This window comes from Lewinella sp. IMCC34191 (assembly GCF_003390935.1).
In the GTDB taxonomy this organism is placed as follows: Bacteria; Bacteroidota; Bacteroidia; order Chitinophagales; family Saprospiraceae; genus Neolewinella.
This window is the reverse complement of record NZ_QNQZ01000008.1, coordinates 131,046-149,281: the sequence shown is the minus strand read 5'-3', so window position 1 is coordinate 149,281 and position 18,236 is coordinate 131,046. Positions and strand designations below refer to the sequence as shown.

The window sequence follows — 18,236 nt, the reverse complement described above, 5'->3', positions numbered from 1 at the left end:
GGTTTTAGGTCAACGAAACACGGCAATCACCTAAATACGTACTTCATAACCGATCTGACGGCAGCCGTCTTGGGATTTTAGACAACTATAACAGGGCAGGGGCCGCGAAGCACCGGGTACCCTCTGGCGGGTAAGAGCGTACCTTCACTCCATGCGCCGCCTCTTCACCCGGATCCCCCCGCCCCTCATCATGCTGTTCGCGATCATCGTAGTGGTAACGGCCATGACCTATCTCCTGCCGGCCGGCCTATACGAGCGCGTAGAGGTAAACGGTCAGTATCGCGTGGTACCCGGGAGTTTTGCCGAGGTACCCCCTACCCCGGTCGGGCCCTTCGAGATGTTCCGCGCTTTCCCGGAAGGCTACCGGCTGGCCACGCCGGTCATTTTCATCTGCCTGGCCAGTGCCCTTATGTTTTCCGTACTGGAACGGACGCAGACCATCGAGAATGCCGTCGGACGGCTCGTATACCGGATGGGGACGCAGCGGTCGGAGCTCTTGCTGGTACTGCTGACCTTCGTCTACGGGCTGCTGGGCGTGATGGTGGGCTACGAGAACAACATCGCCACGGTCCCCATTGCCGTGGTAGTCGTTCTGGCGCTGGGTGGCGACCTTATCCTGGCCGCCGGGGTCAGCCTGGGGGGCATGACCGTAGCCTTCGGATTGTCGCCCATCAATCCGTATACGGTAGGAATTGGTCACGAAATCGCGGGGCTCCCGCTCTTTAGCGGTTGGGAGTTGCGCAGTATACTATGCCTCGGCGCCGTATCCCTCACCGCCTACTACAACGTACGGTACTTCCGCCGGATCAAGCGGGCACCGGAGCGCGGGATAGGACAGGGCCTGGACACGTCGGGCCTGGCCCTGTCCCGTCCCCTCGACCAGTACCGAATCTCCCCCCGAAATTGGTGGCTGCTCGGTGTATTCCTGTGCGGACTTGCTTTCGTCCTCTATGGTGTATTTACCTGGCACTTCGGCATCAACGAGATATCCGCCGTTTTCCTGATCGTAACGGTCATCTGCGCCCTAACCAGCGGCCTGAGTACACGGGAGGTGACGGATGCGGGCATGCGGTCGGTGGCCGAGATGGCTCCGGCCACTTTCATCATCGGCATGGCGGCTACGGTCAAGGTGATCATGGAGCAGGGGCAAATCCAGGATACGATTAGCTACGGCTTGGCGGAAGCTCTGGATGGGTTGCCGACGTATGCCTCCGCCGTGGGAATGTCGATCGGGCAGAGCGGCATCAACCTGCTGATACCCAGCGGCAGTGGCCAGGCGCTCGCTACCCTGCCGGTGATGATCCCCCTTGGCCGGGCGCTTGACCTCAGTCCGCAGATCGCTATTCTCGCCTTTCAGATCGGCGATGGGGTGACGAATCTGTTCAATCCCTCGCTCGGGGGCCTGGTGGCTATGCTCGGGGTATGCCGGGTACCCTTCGACCGCTGGCTGCGTTTCATTCTGCCGCTTACGGGCGTGTTGCTGATCTGGGCCTGGATCGGCCTACTGGTTGCCGTTGCGGTCGGCTACCAATAGCGGGACAGCGACTTGTGATAAAGTTGTTATACTAATTATTGTTATGGCTTAATATTTCGGGTTGCTGAAATATGAGATAAGGAGCAGAGGTTGTAGTGTCTGGCGCGGACGGGATAGGTAGCAGACCCATGTGGGTAGAAAGCCGTTCCCTTAGCCCGCAAATCATATCCGCCATTCGGCGGCATTCACTCCAGACCTTTCATGAAGAAACCTCTACTACGTTCCATCACGCTTTGCTCGCTCGGCTTTTTTGCCCTGTCGTGTCAGGAAGACACCGACGACCTCGTACCCCTTCCGAGTCCGGACCCCATCTATATGGAGTTGCCGGCATTCACGAAGGGGATAGATAAATCTGCTCAAGAATCATCCTACGAAGTGGTCATGGCGGAATACCTGACCGCCGACGAAACCGCCGAGATCGGCCAAACCGTCCTTTTCAAGGAGCGCGGAAACCAACGCATGCGATTCGATTTCGCACCCGAAAACTCTGACGATGGCTCCTCCGACATCACGTATTACATCGACGAACTTCGACCCAGCGAAGACATGCCCCCCGCTCTCAGTTACGGAGCCGTACAACGCGCAATGACTACCTGGGAAGAGGTATCCTGCTCCGACCTAGGACTCCGACGCATTCCCTTCGACCGGCGACCCACCGGATATATGGCCGCCCTCTTTGGCTACGGTGGCTCTACCGACTACGTTGCCGATGTTGTCCACGCCGGATGGATGCCCGGCCAGTTCTTCACCCGAATCTTTGGCAGCCGCGGACGGTCGATCGTTGGCGTCACCTTCACTATCGTTCACCGGAAGCCAGGCGTACCCAGCGTGGATACTAACGGGGACAACCGAACCGACGTCGCTTTCCGGGAGATCTACTACAACGATCGCTTCAATTTTGCCAGGTCGATCGATGCCGAATCGATTGCCCTGCACGAGGCCGGCCACGGACTTAGCCAGGATCACTTCGGAAAAGCCTTCCGCAATAAAAACTCCGGCCAAGTTCACTATAGCCCCCAGGCGGTGATGAATCCTACCTACTCCGGTGTACAGACCAGTATTACGAAAACAGACAACGCCGGTCACTGTAACGATTGGGCCAACTGGCCAAATAAGTAGCCGGTACCGCGTAAAGTAAATGAGGCCAGTTCCATGTCGGAACTGGCCTTTTTTCAGGTGTTTACTTAGCTTCTCTCTGTGGCACGTGGATTGGCGCTTTGGCCGGGACTGTAGAGGATAATACCCTGAATGGCAAGCGCCAGAACGACGAGCGCCCCAATTTCCAATTGCGCGAAGAGATCGGAGGAACTGATTGCCCGCTGGCCCAGCAGAAGTTGTTGCCTGCCTTCCTGCAGCTGGATCGCGGATAGATCGTCCAGTGACTCCCGAACTCCTTCTAGGGCATTCCTTACTTCCCTCCGCTCGGCCTTTCCTTCGACCAGATCCGCTTCTAGTGAAGCCAGTGTGGCAAGCTTCTTTTGCAAGCGACCAAATTCCACGCTTTCCTGCTCGGTGAGGCGCGTGCCGGCAAAACGATCTACCGCGGCGGAAATATCTCCCTCCTGAGCAGATAATCGACCATCCAGGGCGGCACGATCCGCTTCGGTATACGCCAGTTCCTTCTCGTGGATCACCTTGGAAATCCGAAATAACAGGTTTTGAGCAACCACCCGGTCGGCGTATATGGCTTCGATAGACTCCCGAACGTCGCGAAAGTTTTGCCGGTCGATCAGGTTAGTAGCCAGCACGAGGAGGAATACAACCAGTATCCCCAATACCCACTTGATTTTATCGAAAAAGCTCATACGGGATGGTTTTGGCGCCTGGACACTATAAGTTCCCCGACTTGGCTCCCCGGTTTTTGTAGCGTGGACCGATCAGCCGCTCCCGCTTGGGTTGTCGCACGGTCGTCGTGCGGGTCGTATGGATTACGGGTCCCCGGTTTTTATACGCGGGGCCGGTCAGCCGGGCGGCCATGGGGATCGGGGGTAGCGTCGGAGCGGCCCGGTTGATGATCAACAGGCGTCCGGCGGCACGCGGATTTTTATAGTTGGGCCCGTGGCTGGTCAAATCTTCGATCCGATCTAGCTCCCGGACGACTCGTTCGCTCTCGGTCTCCGAATTGACCTGGGCGGACGAGGCGGTGCTAATCGCGACCAAAGCGAAGAATAGAAAGAAGATGGGTAAGGGATTTTGACGTTGCATTATCGATTCTTTTGTGCTGAAACGAACTAATAATCGCAAAGTTGATAGCAATACTATCTTTTTTAAAAGCATTGCTGCCTTGCCGTCTTCGATGCTTCCCGCCTAGTGCCCGTTGGCGGGCTTAGCGACGCCATACCTATCTTCGCCACATGCCAAATCCCGCCTCCGACAAGCGCCTTTTCCTGCTCGACGGCCACGCCCTGGTCTACCGCGCCCACTTTGCCTTTATCAATCGACCTTTGATCAATTCCAAGGGGGTCAATACTTCCGCCATGCACGGTTTCACCCGTACGCTGTGGGATTTGATCAAGAACCAGGAGCCCACCCACCTGGCCGTGGTGTTCGATCCCGACGGTCCGACTTTCCGCAACGAACTGGCCGCCGATTACAAAGCCAATCGCGAGGAGCAACCCGAAGACATCGGCATCGCCTTTCCCTACATTCACCAGATTTTGCAGGCCTTCAAGATCCCGATCATCATCGTACCGAATTTCGAGGCGGACGATGTCATCGGTACCCTGTCCAAGCAGGCGGCGCGGGAAGGCTATAAAGTGTACATGGTCACCCCCGACAAGGACTACGGTCAACTCGTGGAAGAGAATATCCTGATGTACAAGCCCAGCCGCATGGGCAACGGAGTGGAAATACTCGGGGTAGACGACATCAATAAGAAGTGGGATATCGAGCACCCGGAACAGGTCATCGATATGCTCGGTCTGATGGGCGACTCGGTCGACAACATTCCCGGTGTTCCGGGTATCGGGCCCAAAACCGCGGCGAAGTTCATCGCGCAGTTCGGCAGCATGGAGAATTTGCTGGACAGCACCGATCAGATCAAAGGGAAGAATCAGGAGCGCCTGCGGGAGTTCCGGGAGCAGGCCCTGCTGAGTAAGCAACTCGCAACGATCATTCAGGACGTACCCATCAAATTCGACCCGGAGGCATACCTGATCGAGGATTTTGATCGGGATTACCTAACGGACGTTTTCCGCGAGCTCGAATTCCGCTCCATTGCCAACGAGATCCTGGGAATCAAGGAGGAAGCCCCCGCTAAGTCGACGGCCCAGGGAGACCTGTTCGCTTCCGGGGAAAGCGCTTTACCTGCGTCCGCGCCCAAAAAGAAATTCCGGCAACCGCCGGCTCACGCCATTGCCGACAAGCACCTCGGTAACACCGAGCACGACTACCAAAAGGTGGATACCCCCGAGGGAAGGAAGAAGCTGGTCGAGCAGCTGGCGAAGCAAAAAACCATTTCTTTCGATACGGAAACCACCAGTGTCGATCCGACTACCGCCGAACTGGTCGGCATGTCCTTTGCCTGGAAAAGCGGAGCGGCATACTACGTACCGGTACCTGAGGACCGGCAGCAGGCGGAGGCGATCGTGGCCGAATTTGCTCCCCTGCTGGCCGACGAAGTAATCGATAAAGTCGGACAAAACCTGAAGTACGATATGATCGTACTCGAGCGCTACGGTGCCACGGTAAAGGGCAAGTTGCTCGACACCATGGTCATGCACTACCTGCTGCACCCCGACAAACGGCACAAAATGGACCTTCTCAGCGAGGAATACCTAAACTACAAGCCGGTGCCCATCGAGTCGCTGATCGGAAAAGGAAAGAAACAACTGACGATGCGGCAGGTACCACTGGAAAAGGTGGTCCCTTACGCCTGCGAAGACGCCGATATCACCCTACAGCTATACCACGCGCTCTGGCCTGAACTGGAAGAAGAGGAACTTGTCGAACTCTACGAAACGGTGGAAGCGCCGCTCATTCCGGTACTGCGGGACATCGAACTGGAGGGCATCAACGTCGACGGCAATTTTCTGCAGGAATACAGCAAAACCCTCACCGGCGAACTGCAGTCGATCGAAAAGGAAATCTACGAGATGGCCGGTTCGGAGTTCAACATCGGCTCGCCGAAGCAGATTGGGGAGATCCTGTTCGGACGGATGGGCGTCCCCTATAAGGGCAGCAAAACCAAAACCGGCCAATTTAAAACCGACGAATCCACCCTCGCCGAGGTCAGTGCCGACTTTCCGATCGTCAAACTCATCCTGCGCCACCGCAGCCTGAGCAAGCTGCTCGGCACCTACGTGGATGCCCTACCCCTGCTGATGAATGACGACGGGCGGATCCACTCCAGCTTCAACCAGACGATCGCGGCCACCGGCCGGCTAAGCAGCGCAAACCCCAACCTGCAGAACATCCCCGTGCGGACTCCCGAGGGGGCGGAAGTGCGTAAGGCTTTCATTCCCCGCAATGCCGACCACATCCTGCTCGCCTCCGACTATTCCCAGATCGAGCTCCGCCTGGTAGCCGCCCTGAGCAAGGACGAGGGTATGCTGGACGCCTTCAAGACCGGCAAGGACATCCATACCGCCACGGCGGCCCTGATCTTCGACGTGCCCTACGAGGAAGTGACCCGCGTGCAGCGCTACCAGGCCAAAACCATCAACTTTGCCATCCTTTACGGAGCCGGAGCCCAGCGCCTGACCCAGGAACTGGAAATCAGCCGTTCGGAAGCCAGCCAGCTGATAGCGAATTACTACGAGCGCTTCACCGGGCTGAAACAATTCATGAGCGGTGCCGTAGAACAGGCAAAGGAAGAAGGCTACGTCTCCACGCTGCTCGGTCGGAAACGCGGTTTGCGCGACATCAACAGCCGCAGCAGTGTAGCTCGCGCCCTGGCCGAACGGATGGCGATGAACACCCCGATCCAGGGAACGGCGGCCGATATGATCAAACTGGCCATGATCCGCATTCACAAAGCCCTGCGGGAGCGCAATTTCCGTACCCGCATGATCCTGCAGGTACACGACGAACTCGTCTTCGACGCTCCCCGCGATGAAGTGGAAAAAGTCACGCCGCTCATCGAGGAACTGATGCGCGAGGCCATTCCCAACCTGGATGTTCCGATCGTAGTGGAAACGGGCAAGGGAGAAAACTGGCTGGAAGCGCACTAATCTTCCCGCCGTCGCATAGCACCCCGGCCGGATTGCGCATAACCGATACCGATATTTCCCGTTAGGTAGCTATGCCGCGTAAAGGAAAAAACTACACCGATCGCCTGCGGGGACCCGTCGGGGAGTGCGAACTATGCGGGCGCACCACCACCCTGACCGAGCACCACCTCATACCGCGGGCCGTACACCGCAAAAGCTACTTCCAAAAGCATTTTACCAAGGAAGAGATGACGCACCGCCGCATCTCGATCTGCCGCCCCTGTCACAAGGGCATCCACCGCCTGATCCCCGATGAGAAGGAACTCGCTCGCGACTACAACACCAAAGACGCCCTCCTCGCCGACGAACGCATCCGCCGCCACGTAGCCTGGGTCGCCAAACAAAAATAGCTCCACCTCTACCGGACCGCAGGTCCCTCTACCGACCGGCAGCGCAGCGCCCCGGTCCTCTACCGCCAGGGAGCGAAGCGACCTAGCCCCCTACCAAAAACCGAAGGTTTGTCTACCGGCCAGGAGCGAAGCGATCTGGCACTCAACCGCGAACGAAGTGAGCCCACCCCCAACAAAAAAAGGCAAGCCGGATGAACCAGCTTGCCCGAACATTAACCAAAAACCCAGCAAAAGACATGACCTTAGATGTGTGAGCATATGCACAACGCGTTGTGCGAAGTCACGATAATAGAGTCAGTCATGGGAGTTCGTTGCCACACTGAGCAGCGACCCTGTAAAGGGATGGCATGTTCAGCGCCGCATCGTGATTATTCCCGCCGGATGGTCAAATTTTTGGTGTAAGTGTATGCTCTTTTATAGAATATAGGCTGCCCTCAGATGTTCATGGCGCGATTAAATTTTCGCGCAAACAAGCGCTGGCTTCAACCGTTGCAGTATCCAGAAACGATACACAATGAAACTGACCAAAGAGCAGCAATCCGAAAAAGACGCCGTCATCGCTCATTTACTAACGATGAAGGAGAACTCCTATAAGAATATGTTGGCCATGCAAACGGCCGATATGGACGAAGCGGAGGAAACGAATGAGGAGACCGAGAATCTTTTTGAAGACGGAAAGGTCGACCAATCCATCAATCGCGTTGAAGCTCGCTCTTCCGTCGTTGAGGCCCTGCAACACGATATCAATGTACTCTCTAACCTCGAGGATATTGAACCCACCGAAGAGATTCAACTCGGCGACATCATCCAAACCGACAAGGGTTACTTTATAGTAGGTGCCGCCAGCGACGAGTTCGAAGTCAATGGCAAAAAGTACCGGGGCATCTCTGTAGATAGCCCCCTGTACCTCGCCCTGAGAGGCAAGCACAACGGCGATTCCGTAGACGTAAATGGCAACACCTTTACGTTGATAAACTCGTATTGATAGGCTAGCCACCCCGCCTCAGGCAATGACCATCAGCGAAGCTCAGGAAACGGTCGATCAATGGATCAAAACGGTCGGCGTACGCTACTATGGCGAACTGACCAACACCGCTATTCTAATGGAAGAAACGGGCGAAGTCGCCCGTTTGATGGCCCGCCTTTACGGGGAACAGTCCTTTAAAAGACCGGAAGACGAAGCCCGGGCGCCCGAACAACTCGCCGAGGAAATGGCGGACGTGCTCTTCGTCCTCATCTGCCTGGCTAACCAGACCGGCGTGGACCTTACCGATGCCTTACAACGCAGTCTGGAAAAAAAGACCGGTCGGGACCGGGAGCGCCACCGCAACAATCCGAAACTGCGCTCAGAAGATCGGTAGTAGGACAGAATGTTTCCTGCGTCCGGCCTCCACGTTTATTTTGTAAGTGTCCGGCAATGTTCTACCGAGTAGGTCCTAGTTACCAATGCCCCGGAAGCCGCCGGCCAAGCTACAGCCGGTCGCGCCGTATTGGGTATGTACTTACAGCGGCGGGCCTGTCTAGGTCAAAACCGCCTATTATTAGTAAGACTTTCCGGTAAGTCCTACGCTTCGTGCTCGCCAAAGATCCGGAGGTGGTGTTCTGCAACTTTATCCCTATTATTTCCTGGCAAGTAGCTTGTCTGCCAATAATTTCGCCCGTCCATCCGCCATTGAGATATGGCCAGACACCCCTATTATCGATGTCAACCCGTTCGCATGGTATGCTGCGTCCTTAATGACTGGCTTTGTCAGTAGCGATAATCATAATAACGACACCAGCAGCCCCGCAACGCACCGACTATCTGACCAGGGTTGAGTAACCTAAAGACGAATGCTCCGTTTTTATGGGCGACGGAGCGCAGGTAGAGGTCATTCTCGGAAACCGGTAAGTCAACAGCCCCAAAACGTTTCGGAGTCAAACTTCAAACATTTTTTATAACCAAAAGAGTTATAATTAATTATTTATCGCTAAAAAGCGAATTATTTATCGACAAAACCGGCTGTTTTGCTTGCATAGCACGCAATTTGTGTTTATATTTGTACCGTCGCAAAACAAAAGCAGTTTCAAACAAACAGGATAATGGCAGATAATAACAAAGACACCGCCGCCAAGCTCAAGGCTCTCCAGATGACGATCGATCGGCTGGACAAGGCTTACGGCAAAGGCACCATCATGCGCCTCGGCGAGAGTCAGGCCGCCAACGTTGAGGCTATTCCGACCGGCTCCCTGGGGCTGGACGTAGCCCTGGGAATCGGTGGGTTACCAAAAGGACGCATCATCGAAATCTACGGTCCGGAATCCTCCGGTAAGACGACCCTGGCCATTCACGCCATCGCGGAATGCCAGAAGCGCGGTGGCATCGCAGCTATCGTCGACGCGGAGCACGCCTTCGACCGTTTCTACGCCCAGAGCCTGGGGGTTGATACCGACAACCTACTCATTTCCCAGCCCGACAACGGAGAACAGGCGCTCGAGATCGCCGAAAACCTCATCCGTTCCGGCGCCGTCGATATCCTTGTCGTCGACTCCGTAGCCGCCCTGGTACCCCGCGCCGAAATTGAAGGCGAGATGGGTGACAGCAAGATGGGCCTGCAGGCTCGCCTGATGTCACAGGCCATGCGGAAGCTTACCGGCACCATCGGCAAGACCGGTTGCTGCTGTATCTTCATCAACCAGCTGCGTGAAAAGATCGGCGTCATGTTCGGCAACCCCGAAACGACCACCGGTGGTAACGCCCTGAAGTTCTACGCTTCGGTTCGCCTCGATATCCGTCGCACGGGTGCCGCCATCAAGGACAAGCAAGGCAACGTAGTCGGTAACCACGTCAAGGTCAAAGTGGCCAAGAACAAGCTGGCTCCCCCCTTCCGGGTCGCTGAATTCGACATCATGTACGGTGAGGGCATATCTAAGTGCGGTGAGATCGTCGATCTCGGTGTCGACCAGGAGATCATTCAAAAGTCCGGTGCCTGGTACGCTTATGACGATGCCAAGATTGCTCAGGGTCGTGAGGCCGCCAAGCAGTTCATGCTCGACAACCCCGAAGTAGCCGACGTGGTCGAAGAAAAGATCAAGTCCAAGCTCATGGGCATCGAGGAAGAGGCACGCGCCAGCCGCAACGGCAAGGGCAAGAATGCCGACGCGGAAGTAGCCGCCGAAGCCTAAGATTTTAAAACCCTATACGGCGCCCGTTTCCACTTCGGTGGGAACGGGCGTTTTTCATCCTATTCCCCACTGGAACCGGGGATCGTACTTGCATTCCCGTCACGAATGGCCATGTAGTGAGAACTCATGATTTCTACCCCTGCCTCCCGGAAGGTGTCCTGAATGTTGGCATGTAGATCGGAGTAAATGCGCGCCATGCGGTGACTGTCGTGCGTATAGGCGTTCAGCTCGTATTCTACGTACCAGTCGTTGAGCGCTTTCTGCAGGACGAACGGCTCCGGCTCCCGGTCGATGCGATCGGTTCGCCTGGCCGCCTCGATCATCAACTGGTGCACCTGCGGCCAGGGGACATCGTAACCGATCGTAATGGATGTATGCAGAATCAGCCCATGTTGCTCGGTTAGGGAACTGTAGTTCATAACCCCACCGTTCATCAGGATCCCGTTGGGAATGGTCACTTCCTCGTTGCGGACGGTCTTGATCCGGGTGACCAATAGCGACTTGCCGATAACGTCACCCGTAATGTCGTTGATCTTCACGCGGTCACCGATTACAAAGGGCCGCATGTAGGTGAGGATCACGCCCGATAAAACGTTCCCGATCACCCCGGCCGCGCCAAGTGAAAGCAGCAAGCCGACGAATACGGAAACGCCCTGAAAGGCTTCGGTCCCCGCCCCCGGGAGGTAGGGAAAGATGATGACCAGCGTGAAAATGATGATCAGCGCTCGCACCAGATTGAAGGTGGGAATGGCCCAGTCCGGATAGAAATTAGTAAAGGTGACCTGGCCGGATCCGATCTGCTGGGCGATATACCGCAGTCCCCCGATCAGGTAGCGGGCCGCCACGATGATAATGATGATGAACAGGAAGCTGGGCAAAAAGCCAGTGACCCCGTCCCAGAGAAAGCGCAGGGGCTGCAACACGTATTCCATCAGTTGCTCCCCAAATCCCCGCGTATAGTTCAGCTGGCTGAAGAGAAAGGGTAAATAGAGGTAGAGAAACACAATCAGGACCGTATACCGCAGCATACGAAGCAGGAAAAGCAGCAGTTTCTTTTCCATACGCGGCGTAACCAGCGAAAAGCGCCGGACCAAAGCGACTCGGCTCAGCAATAATGCGTGGTCTATACTCCGGAGCCGGAATCGGAAAATATTGAAGGCTTTGTTCACCCCCCAGAAAACAGCCAGGAAAACCAGCAATGCCAGAAGGAACAGCGCCACGTCCACCAGGACCCGGCGCAAGGATGAGTCGTTGTAATCGGCAATGAGCGCCTGCCGGATCATCACCAGTCGCTGTTGTGCCAGCTCCTCCGCCGAGAGGTCCCGGGCCTGCGCTTCACGCACGGAGATACTGTTGATGATATCATCGCCCAGTACGATCTCCGCTTCCCCGTCCAGTACGACCACCCGCAGGCTGTCGAACTCCCGCAGGGGCAGCTTGGCGAGTCGCTGAAGGTTCCGCTGCACCTGTTCCGCCCGTTGCGCGGGGGTGAAGGTGCCCATATTACTCGTGATATAAAAGAGGGTATCTTGGGCAAACACCACCGGAGCCGGGGCGGGCTGGCCGCTGAGCCGCACCGCCATGCAGACCAGCAGAAAAAGAATCGCGCTACGTAGTTGCATCCGATAAAAGTATTGGTTTTACGGACGACGGCGGTAGAATCCCAACAAGCTGTATACGAACGCTCGGGATCGTCGGTGGATAGTCAGGATACGGCAGCACTTTCGGGCGGCCGATGTCGGCCCAAGCCCGTAGCTTTGCAGTCTCGTAAAATCCCCCTCCCCATGAACCGCGACACCGCCGTATTCGACCTCATTCAACAGGAACTCGAACGCCAGCGCCATGGCATTGAGCTGATCGCTTCCGAAAACTTCACCAGCGCCGCCGTCATGGAGGCCATGGGAAGTTGCCTGACTAACAAATACGCGGAGGGCTACCCCGGCAAGCGCTACTACGGTGGTTGCGAAATCGTCGACCAGGTAGAGCAACTGGCTATCGACCGGCTATGCGAACTCTTCGGAGCGGAGTACGCCAACGTACAGCCCCACTCCGGTGCCCAGGCCAACGCGGCGGTGTTTTTGGCCTGTCTGCAGCCCGGTGACAAAACACTAGGCTTCAGCCTCGCCCACGGCGGCCACCTGAGCCACGGGCACCCGGCGAATTTCAGCGGCAAGAACTACCAGGCCAACTTCTACGGTGTGGAAGAAGAAACGGGGCGGATCGACATGGATAAAGTAGCGGAGAAGGCGCGGGAGGTACAGCCCAAGCTCATTATCTGCGGGGCTTCGGCCTATAGCCGTGACTGGGATTACGCCCGCTTCCGCGAAATAGCCGACGAAGTTGGTGCGCTGTTGCTGGCCGACATCGCTCACCCGGCCGGCCTGATAGCCGCCGGATTACTCAATGATCCCCTCCCCCACTGCCATATCGTGACCAGCACCACCCATAAGACCCTCCGTGGTCCGCGGGGCGGCATCATCATGCTGGGTAAGGATTTCGAGAATCCCTGGGGCCGCAAAACCAAGAAGGGGAATGTCATCAAGATGAGCAGCATTCTCAACAGCGCCGTCTTCCCGGGCATGCAGGGCGGACCGCTCGAGCACGTCATCGCCGGTAAGGCAGTTGCCTTTGGCGAATGCCTGACGGACGGTTGGAAAGCCTACGGTAAGCAGGTCATCGCCAATGCTCGTGCCATGGCCGACGCCCTGGTAGAACGTGGCTACCACATCATCAGCGGCGGCACCGACAACCACAGCATGCTCATCGACCTGAGCAACAAGGACATCACCGGCCGCGACGCGGAGATCGCCCTGGGCAAAGCAGACATCACCCTGAACAAGAACATGGTTCCCTTCGATAAAAAGTCGGCCATGGTAACCAGCGGTATCCGTATCGGCACCGCGGCCGTTACTACCCGGGGCTTCCGGGAAGAGGACTGCCGTAAAACCGTCGAGTGGATCGATGAGGTCGTTCGCAATGCTGGAGATGACGACACGCTGGACCGCGTCCGTGGCGAAGTGCACGCTTACATGGAGCAATTCCCGCTGTATTCCGGGGAGTTGGTAGGGTAAAATCCGATATTACTTTGTTAAAGAGGGTACATCGAGCACCTCGCACTGCCCGGCACCACACGATGTCGGGAATTTTCCATGCTGATATTCGGCGTGTACCCTCCGTCATTACTGGCCCGCGCTGACGCACTGGCGTGGAGCGGAACACGCTCCCCGAGGGGTGGATATCGCCCTAACATAAGATTTACCAAATATTTAGGGGTTCGCTTACACCGTAAGTGTATATTAAAGCCGTTATATATAGGGTACGGGAAAGTTTATCGATCTCGATCGACGGATAGTTCCGTACCTGATATTGTGATTGACATTTTGGCTTTTCTTACTTGACACGTCCAGCTTACTATTTCCCCCGGTCTAATGAACGAACACTTCTCTCAAATCATCCTCCCCTTTTTCGCTTTGCTGTCTTTTACGGCACAAGCTCAAAAAGTATACGAACCCGACCTCTCCCGGCCCACTGCCGCGGAACAACGGTGGGTTGATTCGGTCTATAGCAGTATGAACGAGGATCAGCGCCTCGGCCAGCTGTTTATGATCCGCGCCCACAGCGACCTGGGACCCGACCACGTAGCCGAGGTCGTCAAGCAAATCGAAGACTACCACGTCGGCGGTCTCTGCTTCTTTCAGGGCACGCCTGAGAAGCAACTCGAACTGACCAACCAATACCAGGCCATCAGCGATTTGCCCCTGATGGTCAGCATGGACGCCGAATGGGGGCTGGGTATGCGCCTGCCGGATCAGACCATCTCCTTCCCCAAGCAACTTGCCCTCGGCGCCATCCGCAACAATCAGCTCATTTACGATATGGGCGCTGAGATCGCACGTCAGATGCATCGCATCGGCGTGAATGTTTCCTTCAGCCCGGTCCTGGACGTCAATAACAATCCCAATAATCCCGTAATCGCCACCCGCTCTTTCGGGGAGGACCGCTACAACGTCACGGCGAAGGGCTACATGTACATGAAAGGGCTTCAGGACAATGGCATACTCGCCAGCGCGAAGCACTTCCCGGGCCACGGCGACACCGACGTGGACAGCCACCTCGACCTGCCGGTCATCAAGCACTCCCGCGCCCGTCTCGACAGCATCGAACTCTACCCCTTCCGCGCCCTGGTTCGCTACGGCATCGGAAGTATCATGGCAGCGCATCTACAGATTCCGGCCCTTGATAGCCGTCCCAACCGTCCCTCCTCCCTCAGCAAGCCGATCGTTTCGGACCTGCTGCGCGACGACCTCGAATTTAACGGCCTGATCTTCACCGATGGCCTGGAAATGAAAGGAGTCACCAAGCACTACAGCCCCGGCGAAGTGGAAGCGGAGGCCATTGCCGCCGGTTCCGACATCCTCCTCTTACCGGAAGATATCGCCGCCTCCTTTGAAACCATCAAGCGCTACGTCAGCGAAGGAACGATCGCTCCTGCTAACCTGGAAGAAAAGATCCGCCGGATACTGCTCTCGAAGTACCGCCTCGGCCTTACCCACGCGCGCTTCCCCCCCGCGGAGAACCTGCGTTCGGAGCTGAACACCGCCGCCGCAAAATCGCTCAAGCAAGATTTGTTTGAAGCGGCTATGACGCTCGTTCGCGACCAGGAAAACCTGGTTCCGATCGCCACCCCGGAAACCGGAAAGATCGTATCCCTGCGTGTCGGCAGCCCCAAGCCCACGTCCTTTACCAGCCGCCTGGATGACTACGGACAGATCACCCACCTGACCACCGGCGCCAAACCGACAGCCACCGAGCAGCAGCAAATTCTGCAGCGCGTTGAAGAGGGTGATGTCGTGGTCGTAAGCCTTTACAGCGACGGTAGCCTGTTCATCGAAAAAGTATCCATCAGCAACGAGGTGCTCAACCTGCTCACCAAACTCGACCAAAAGGGCAAGCTGATCGTCACCGTCTTCGGGAACCCATACAGCCTGGCTGCTCTGGATAAGTTCGGTACGATCCTTGAAGCCTACACCCGCGATGACGTCGCCCAAGATGCTGCCGCCCAAGCCCTGTTTGGTGCCAACCGGATCACCGGTCGTCTGCCGGTTACGGCCAGTAAGCAGGCACCGTACAACGCGGGCCTGGAAACGACCGCCAATTTCCGGATGGGGTACGCTAATCCCGAGAGTGTCGGCGTCGACGGCGAATCGCTCACTTCCAACATCGACGTACTGGCCCGGGAAGCGATCCGCGAGCACGCCACTCCCGGTATGGTCGTCCTTGTCGCCCGCAATGGGAAAGTGGTCTTCGAGAAGGCGTACGGTCATCATACCTACGCCCGAAAGCAGCCCGTCTCCATTAATGACGTTTACGACCTGGCCTCCGTCACGAAAGTGGCCGCCACTACACTCTGTGTCATGAAGCTGGTGGATGACGGCCGCATCGACCTCGACAAACCCCTTGGCTACTATCTGCCGGAACTGGAAGGAACGAATAAAGAAAACCTGCGGATCCGGGCTATCCTCGCCCACCGCGCCGGGCTATCCAGTTGGATTCCCTTTTACAAATACACCCTTACGCCGGGGCGCTATCCCAAGCCGAGCTCCCAGTTTTACCGTACCGCCCAGACGGGTAACTTCGTCGTTCCGGTTACGGATAAGCTCTACATGAATAAGGTGTTTGTCGATAGCGTGTGGCAACGCATCTACGACAGCCCGCTGCCGAATGTCGGCCGCTACCGTTACAGCGACCTGGGTTTCTACCTGATGGCGAAACTCGTCGATCGGGTTAGCGGACTTACGGTCGATGAATTCGCGGCCCGTCATTTTTACCGCCCCATGGGCCTCGAATCACTGACCTTCAACCCCCTTCGCTACATCGACCGGGACCGCATCCCACCCACCGAGGTAGATGACTATTTCCGCATGTGTACCGTGCAGGGTTACGTCCACGATATGGGCGCCGGCATGATGGGCGGGGTCAGCGGTCACGCCGGTTTATTCGGATCGGCCCACGACGTGGCGGCTCTTTTCCAGATGCTTCTCCAGGAAGGGACCTACGGGGGCAAGCAGTACATCAGCCCGCAAACGATTCATCAGTTCACTACCCGCTACGACGACGACCTGCGCCGGGGTCTCGGCTTCGACATGAAGCAGCTCGATGAGGATCGCAGCCTGAACATGGCCGAGGATGCCTCCTCCCGTGCTTTTGGCCACCTGGGCTTTACCGGTACGGCGGTGTGGGTCGATCCCGCCGATGACCTCGTCTACGTCTTCCTCTCCAACCGGACGTTTCCCGATATGGAGAACAACAAACTCAACCGGCTGGATACCCGCATCAAAATGCACGCCGCCGCCTACGAAGCCATCGATCCGCCCGCGGAGCGGAGACCTTCGGTACGTAATACGGCCGGCCTGGGTAAAATGCCTTAAGGATCGCTGCTTAGCGGGGCAGATTCTCGGTTCCTCCGCTGTAGGCCTTGATCAGGTATCCGGCAGGCAGCTGATTAGCCAGGTTCAATCCGTTAAGGATGGCGAATTCCTCCAGCCGAGCCTGGGGTACACCCGCCCTGGTCAGGGCTTGCTGCAAGGTACCGGCACTGGCAACCTCCACGATCTTGATACGCTCGGGCTTCCGGTTGAGCTTGCTCTGATCGGTCAGTTCGGAGAAACTACGAATGCTTCCCTCCATGGCCCGGGCGTACTTATTGAAGTCCTGCGCCATACTCAGGCCGGACATCATATAGATATTGCCACCGTAGGCTATAAAACTGGTGATGGTCCGGAGCGTCGCGGTCTGTCCCTGCTCGTTTTGCTGAGCGATATCGCCCAATACCGTAACCGCGGGAAGTCCGTTGATCGCCTGTTCGCTCGTATTGGAGACCTGAATTTTGTTCTGCTCGACGAAGCTCTGCGCCGCGGCCCGAACATCCGTTCCCTCCGCCAAGCGCATCTGCATGATGGCATTCTGGTCAGGGGCTACCATCTGCACCATCGTAGGGGAGTTGATCAGTTGCCAGCTTTGTGGGATGGTGAAGTTAAACCGGAGGGCCGGGTGATAAAATGCCCCGGCCTGCACGTAGCCCTGGTCCGGATCCTCCCCGTACAGCAGGCCGTCGATCATGCGCAGGTAGCTATTGCGGTCGACTTCGAAGTCGCGAGTCGTGCCCGCCTGCGCCTGCGTGGCAAGCTCCTCAACCCGCGCTTCCCGGTTCAGGGGATCGGGGTGGGTGCTGAGGAAGGTAGGGGCCCGGTTCTCCTCGCCGCCACTCAGGCGGTCCAGGGTGCCGAAGAAGCCCGCCATCTCTTTGGCATCGTAGCCGATAGCCGTAGAGTATTTGACGCCCAGTTCATCGGATTGGCTCTCCGCGTCGCGACCGAATTTGAGGAACAGCAACTGCATACCCTGCATCAGGGTCTGTCCCTGGCTGGCGAGTTCGGGAGATAGGATCATCCCGCCGATTAGGCCGATCTGTGCCAGTTGTTGCTTGCTCTGCTGGGCTACCGTATGCCGTGCCGTTACGTGACCGATCTCGTGACCGAGCACGCCCGCGAACTGTGCTTCATTGTTGAAGTGGGCCATAATGCCCCGGGTGAAGTAGACGAATCCGCCGGGGACGGCAAAGGCGTTGACCACCTCGGAATCGACCAGCCGGAAGGTCCACGGCAGATTAGGGCGTTCGGAAATGGCGGCCATTTCGTTCCCCTTCTTTGAAAGGAAGTTTTGCAGGGTAGGATCTTCGTAGATACCGAATTCGGCAACGACCTGCGGATCGTATTCCTGCCCCATCTGAATCTCGCTCTCCTCCGAGATCAGGGAAATTTGCTTCTTCCCGGTCACCGGGTTGGTGGCACAGGTAGAGACTAGAAAGCCCAAACCGAAGAGAAGAAGGAGTGTCTGAAAACGCAGAAGGCTGGCGTACATGTGTTGTTGGATGATGGTTTACCCTCCTAGAAGTCGGACCATCACCAATAAGTTTGC

13 protein-coding genes are annotated in these 18,236 nt (G+C 56.9%); 9 read left to right on the top strand and 4 right to left on the bottom strand.

The genetic code is table 11. The features are described from left to right. Positions 1 to 151: 151 nt before the first annotated feature. Both DRW39_RS15735 and DRW39_RS15730 read left to right on the top strand, forming a co-directional pair. Complete coding sequence (locus DRW39_RS15735) at positions 152 to 1,534, top strand: YfcC family protein (protein WP_116108019.1); 1,383 nt, start codon at positions 152 to 154, stop codon at positions 1,532 to 1,534. A gap of 201 nt (positions 1,535 to 1,735) precedes the next feature. Then, positions 1,736 to 2,653 (top strand): hypothetical protein, encoded by a 918-nt coding sequence (locus DRW39_RS15730; RefSeq protein ID WP_116108018.1) that lies wholly within the window; start codon positions 1,736 to 1,738, stop codon positions 2,651 to 2,653. A gap of 65 nt (positions 2,654 to 2,718) precedes the next feature. Here DRW39_RS15730 and DRW39_RS15725 read toward each other — a convergent pair whose 3' ends face one another. Together DRW39_RS15725 and DRW39_RS15720 are read right to left on the bottom strand one after the other, a co-directional pair. Then, positions 2,719 to 3,339 carry an MCP four helix bundle domain-containing protein gene (locus tag DRW39_RS15725; RefSeq protein WP_116108017.1) on the bottom strand — a complete coding sequence of 207 codons (621 nt, stop codon included), beginning with the start codon at positions 3,337 to 3,339 and terminating at the stop codon, positions 2,719 to 2,721. Positions 3,340 to 3,364: 25 nt separating this feature from the next. After that, positions 3,365 to 3,739 (bottom strand): hypothetical protein, encoded by a 375-nt coding sequence (locus DRW39_RS15720; protein ID WP_116108016.1) that lies wholly within the window; start codon positions 3,737 to 3,739, stop codon positions 3,365 to 3,367. A 149-nt stretch (positions 3,740 to 3,888) separates the two neighbouring features. Here DRW39_RS15720 and polA point away from each other — a divergent pair, with 149 nt between their 5' ends. The 5 genes from polA (at position 3,889) to recA (ending at position 10,259) form a co-directional block, all read left to right on the top strand. Next, a complete protein-coding gene (gene polA, locus DRW39_RS15715) occupies positions 3,889 to 6,705 on the top strand; it encodes a DNA polymerase I (protein WP_116108015.1) in 2,817 nt (938 codons plus the stop codon). Positions 6,706 to 6,776: 71 nt separating this feature from the next. Continuing rightward, positions 6,777 to 7,094 carry a hypothetical protein gene (locus DRW39_RS15710; RefSeq protein ID WP_116108014.1) on the top strand — a complete coding sequence of 106 codons (318 nt, stop codon included), beginning with the start codon at positions 6,777 to 6,779 and terminating at the stop codon, positions 7,092 to 7,094. Between the two features lie 514 nt (positions 7,095 to 7,608). Beyond that, entirely contained in the window at positions 7,609 to 8,079 is a 471-nt protein-coding gene (locus DRW39_RS15705) for a hypothetical protein (RefSeq protein WP_116108013.1), read from the top strand. A 25-nt stretch (positions 8,080 to 8,104) separates the two neighbouring features. Beyond that, positions 8,105 to 8,455, top strand: a complete 351-nt coding sequence (locus DRW39_RS15700; protein ID WP_116108012.1) for a nucleotide pyrophosphohydrolase — start codon at positions 8,105 to 8,107, stop codon at positions 8,453 to 8,455. Positions 8,456 to 9,176: 721 nt separating this feature from the next. Next, complete coding sequence (gene recA, locus DRW39_RS15695) at positions 9,177 to 10,259, top strand: recombinase RecA (protein WP_116108011.1); 1,083 nt, start codon at positions 9,177 to 9,179, stop codon at positions 10,257 to 10,259. 59 nt (positions 10,260 to 10,318) lie between these two features. On the opposite strand, the gene DRW39_RS15690 is transcribed toward recA, so the two are convergent. Beyond that, complete coding sequence (locus DRW39_RS15690; RefSeq protein WP_116108010.1) at positions 10,319 to 11,881, bottom strand: mechanosensitive ion channel family protein; 1,563 nt, start codon at positions 11,879 to 11,881, stop codon at positions 10,319 to 10,321. Positions 11,882 to 12,043: 162 nt separating this feature from the next. Here DRW39_RS15690 and glyA point away from each other — a divergent pair, with 162 nt between their 5' ends. Continuing rightward, the gene (glyA, locus tag DRW39_RS15685) at positions 12,044 to 13,330 is read left to right on the top strand and encodes a serine hydroxymethyltransferase (protein ID WP_116108009.1); all 1,287 of its coding nucleotides are present in this window, start codon (positions 12,044 to 12,046) and stop codon (positions 13,328 to 13,330) included. Between the two features lie 357 nt (positions 13,331 to 13,687). Next, positions 13,688 to 16,687 carry a glycoside hydrolase family 3 N-terminal domain-containing protein gene (locus DRW39_RS15680; protein WP_116108008.1) on the top strand — a complete coding sequence of 1,000 codons (3,000 nt, stop codon included), beginning with the start codon at positions 13,688 to 13,690 and terminating at the stop codon, positions 16,685 to 16,687. A gap of 10 nt (positions 16,688 to 16,697) precedes the next feature. Here the strand turns inward: DRW39_RS15680 and DRW39_RS15675 are convergent, their stop codons facing one another. Further along, positions 16,698 to 18,179 carry a M48 family metalloprotease gene (locus DRW39_RS15675; RefSeq protein WP_232830166.1) on the bottom strand — a complete coding sequence of 494 codons (1,482 nt, stop codon included), beginning with the start codon at positions 18,177 to 18,179 and terminating at the stop codon, positions 16,698 to 16,700. Between the last annotated feature and the right edge of the window lie 57 nt (positions 18,180 to 18,236).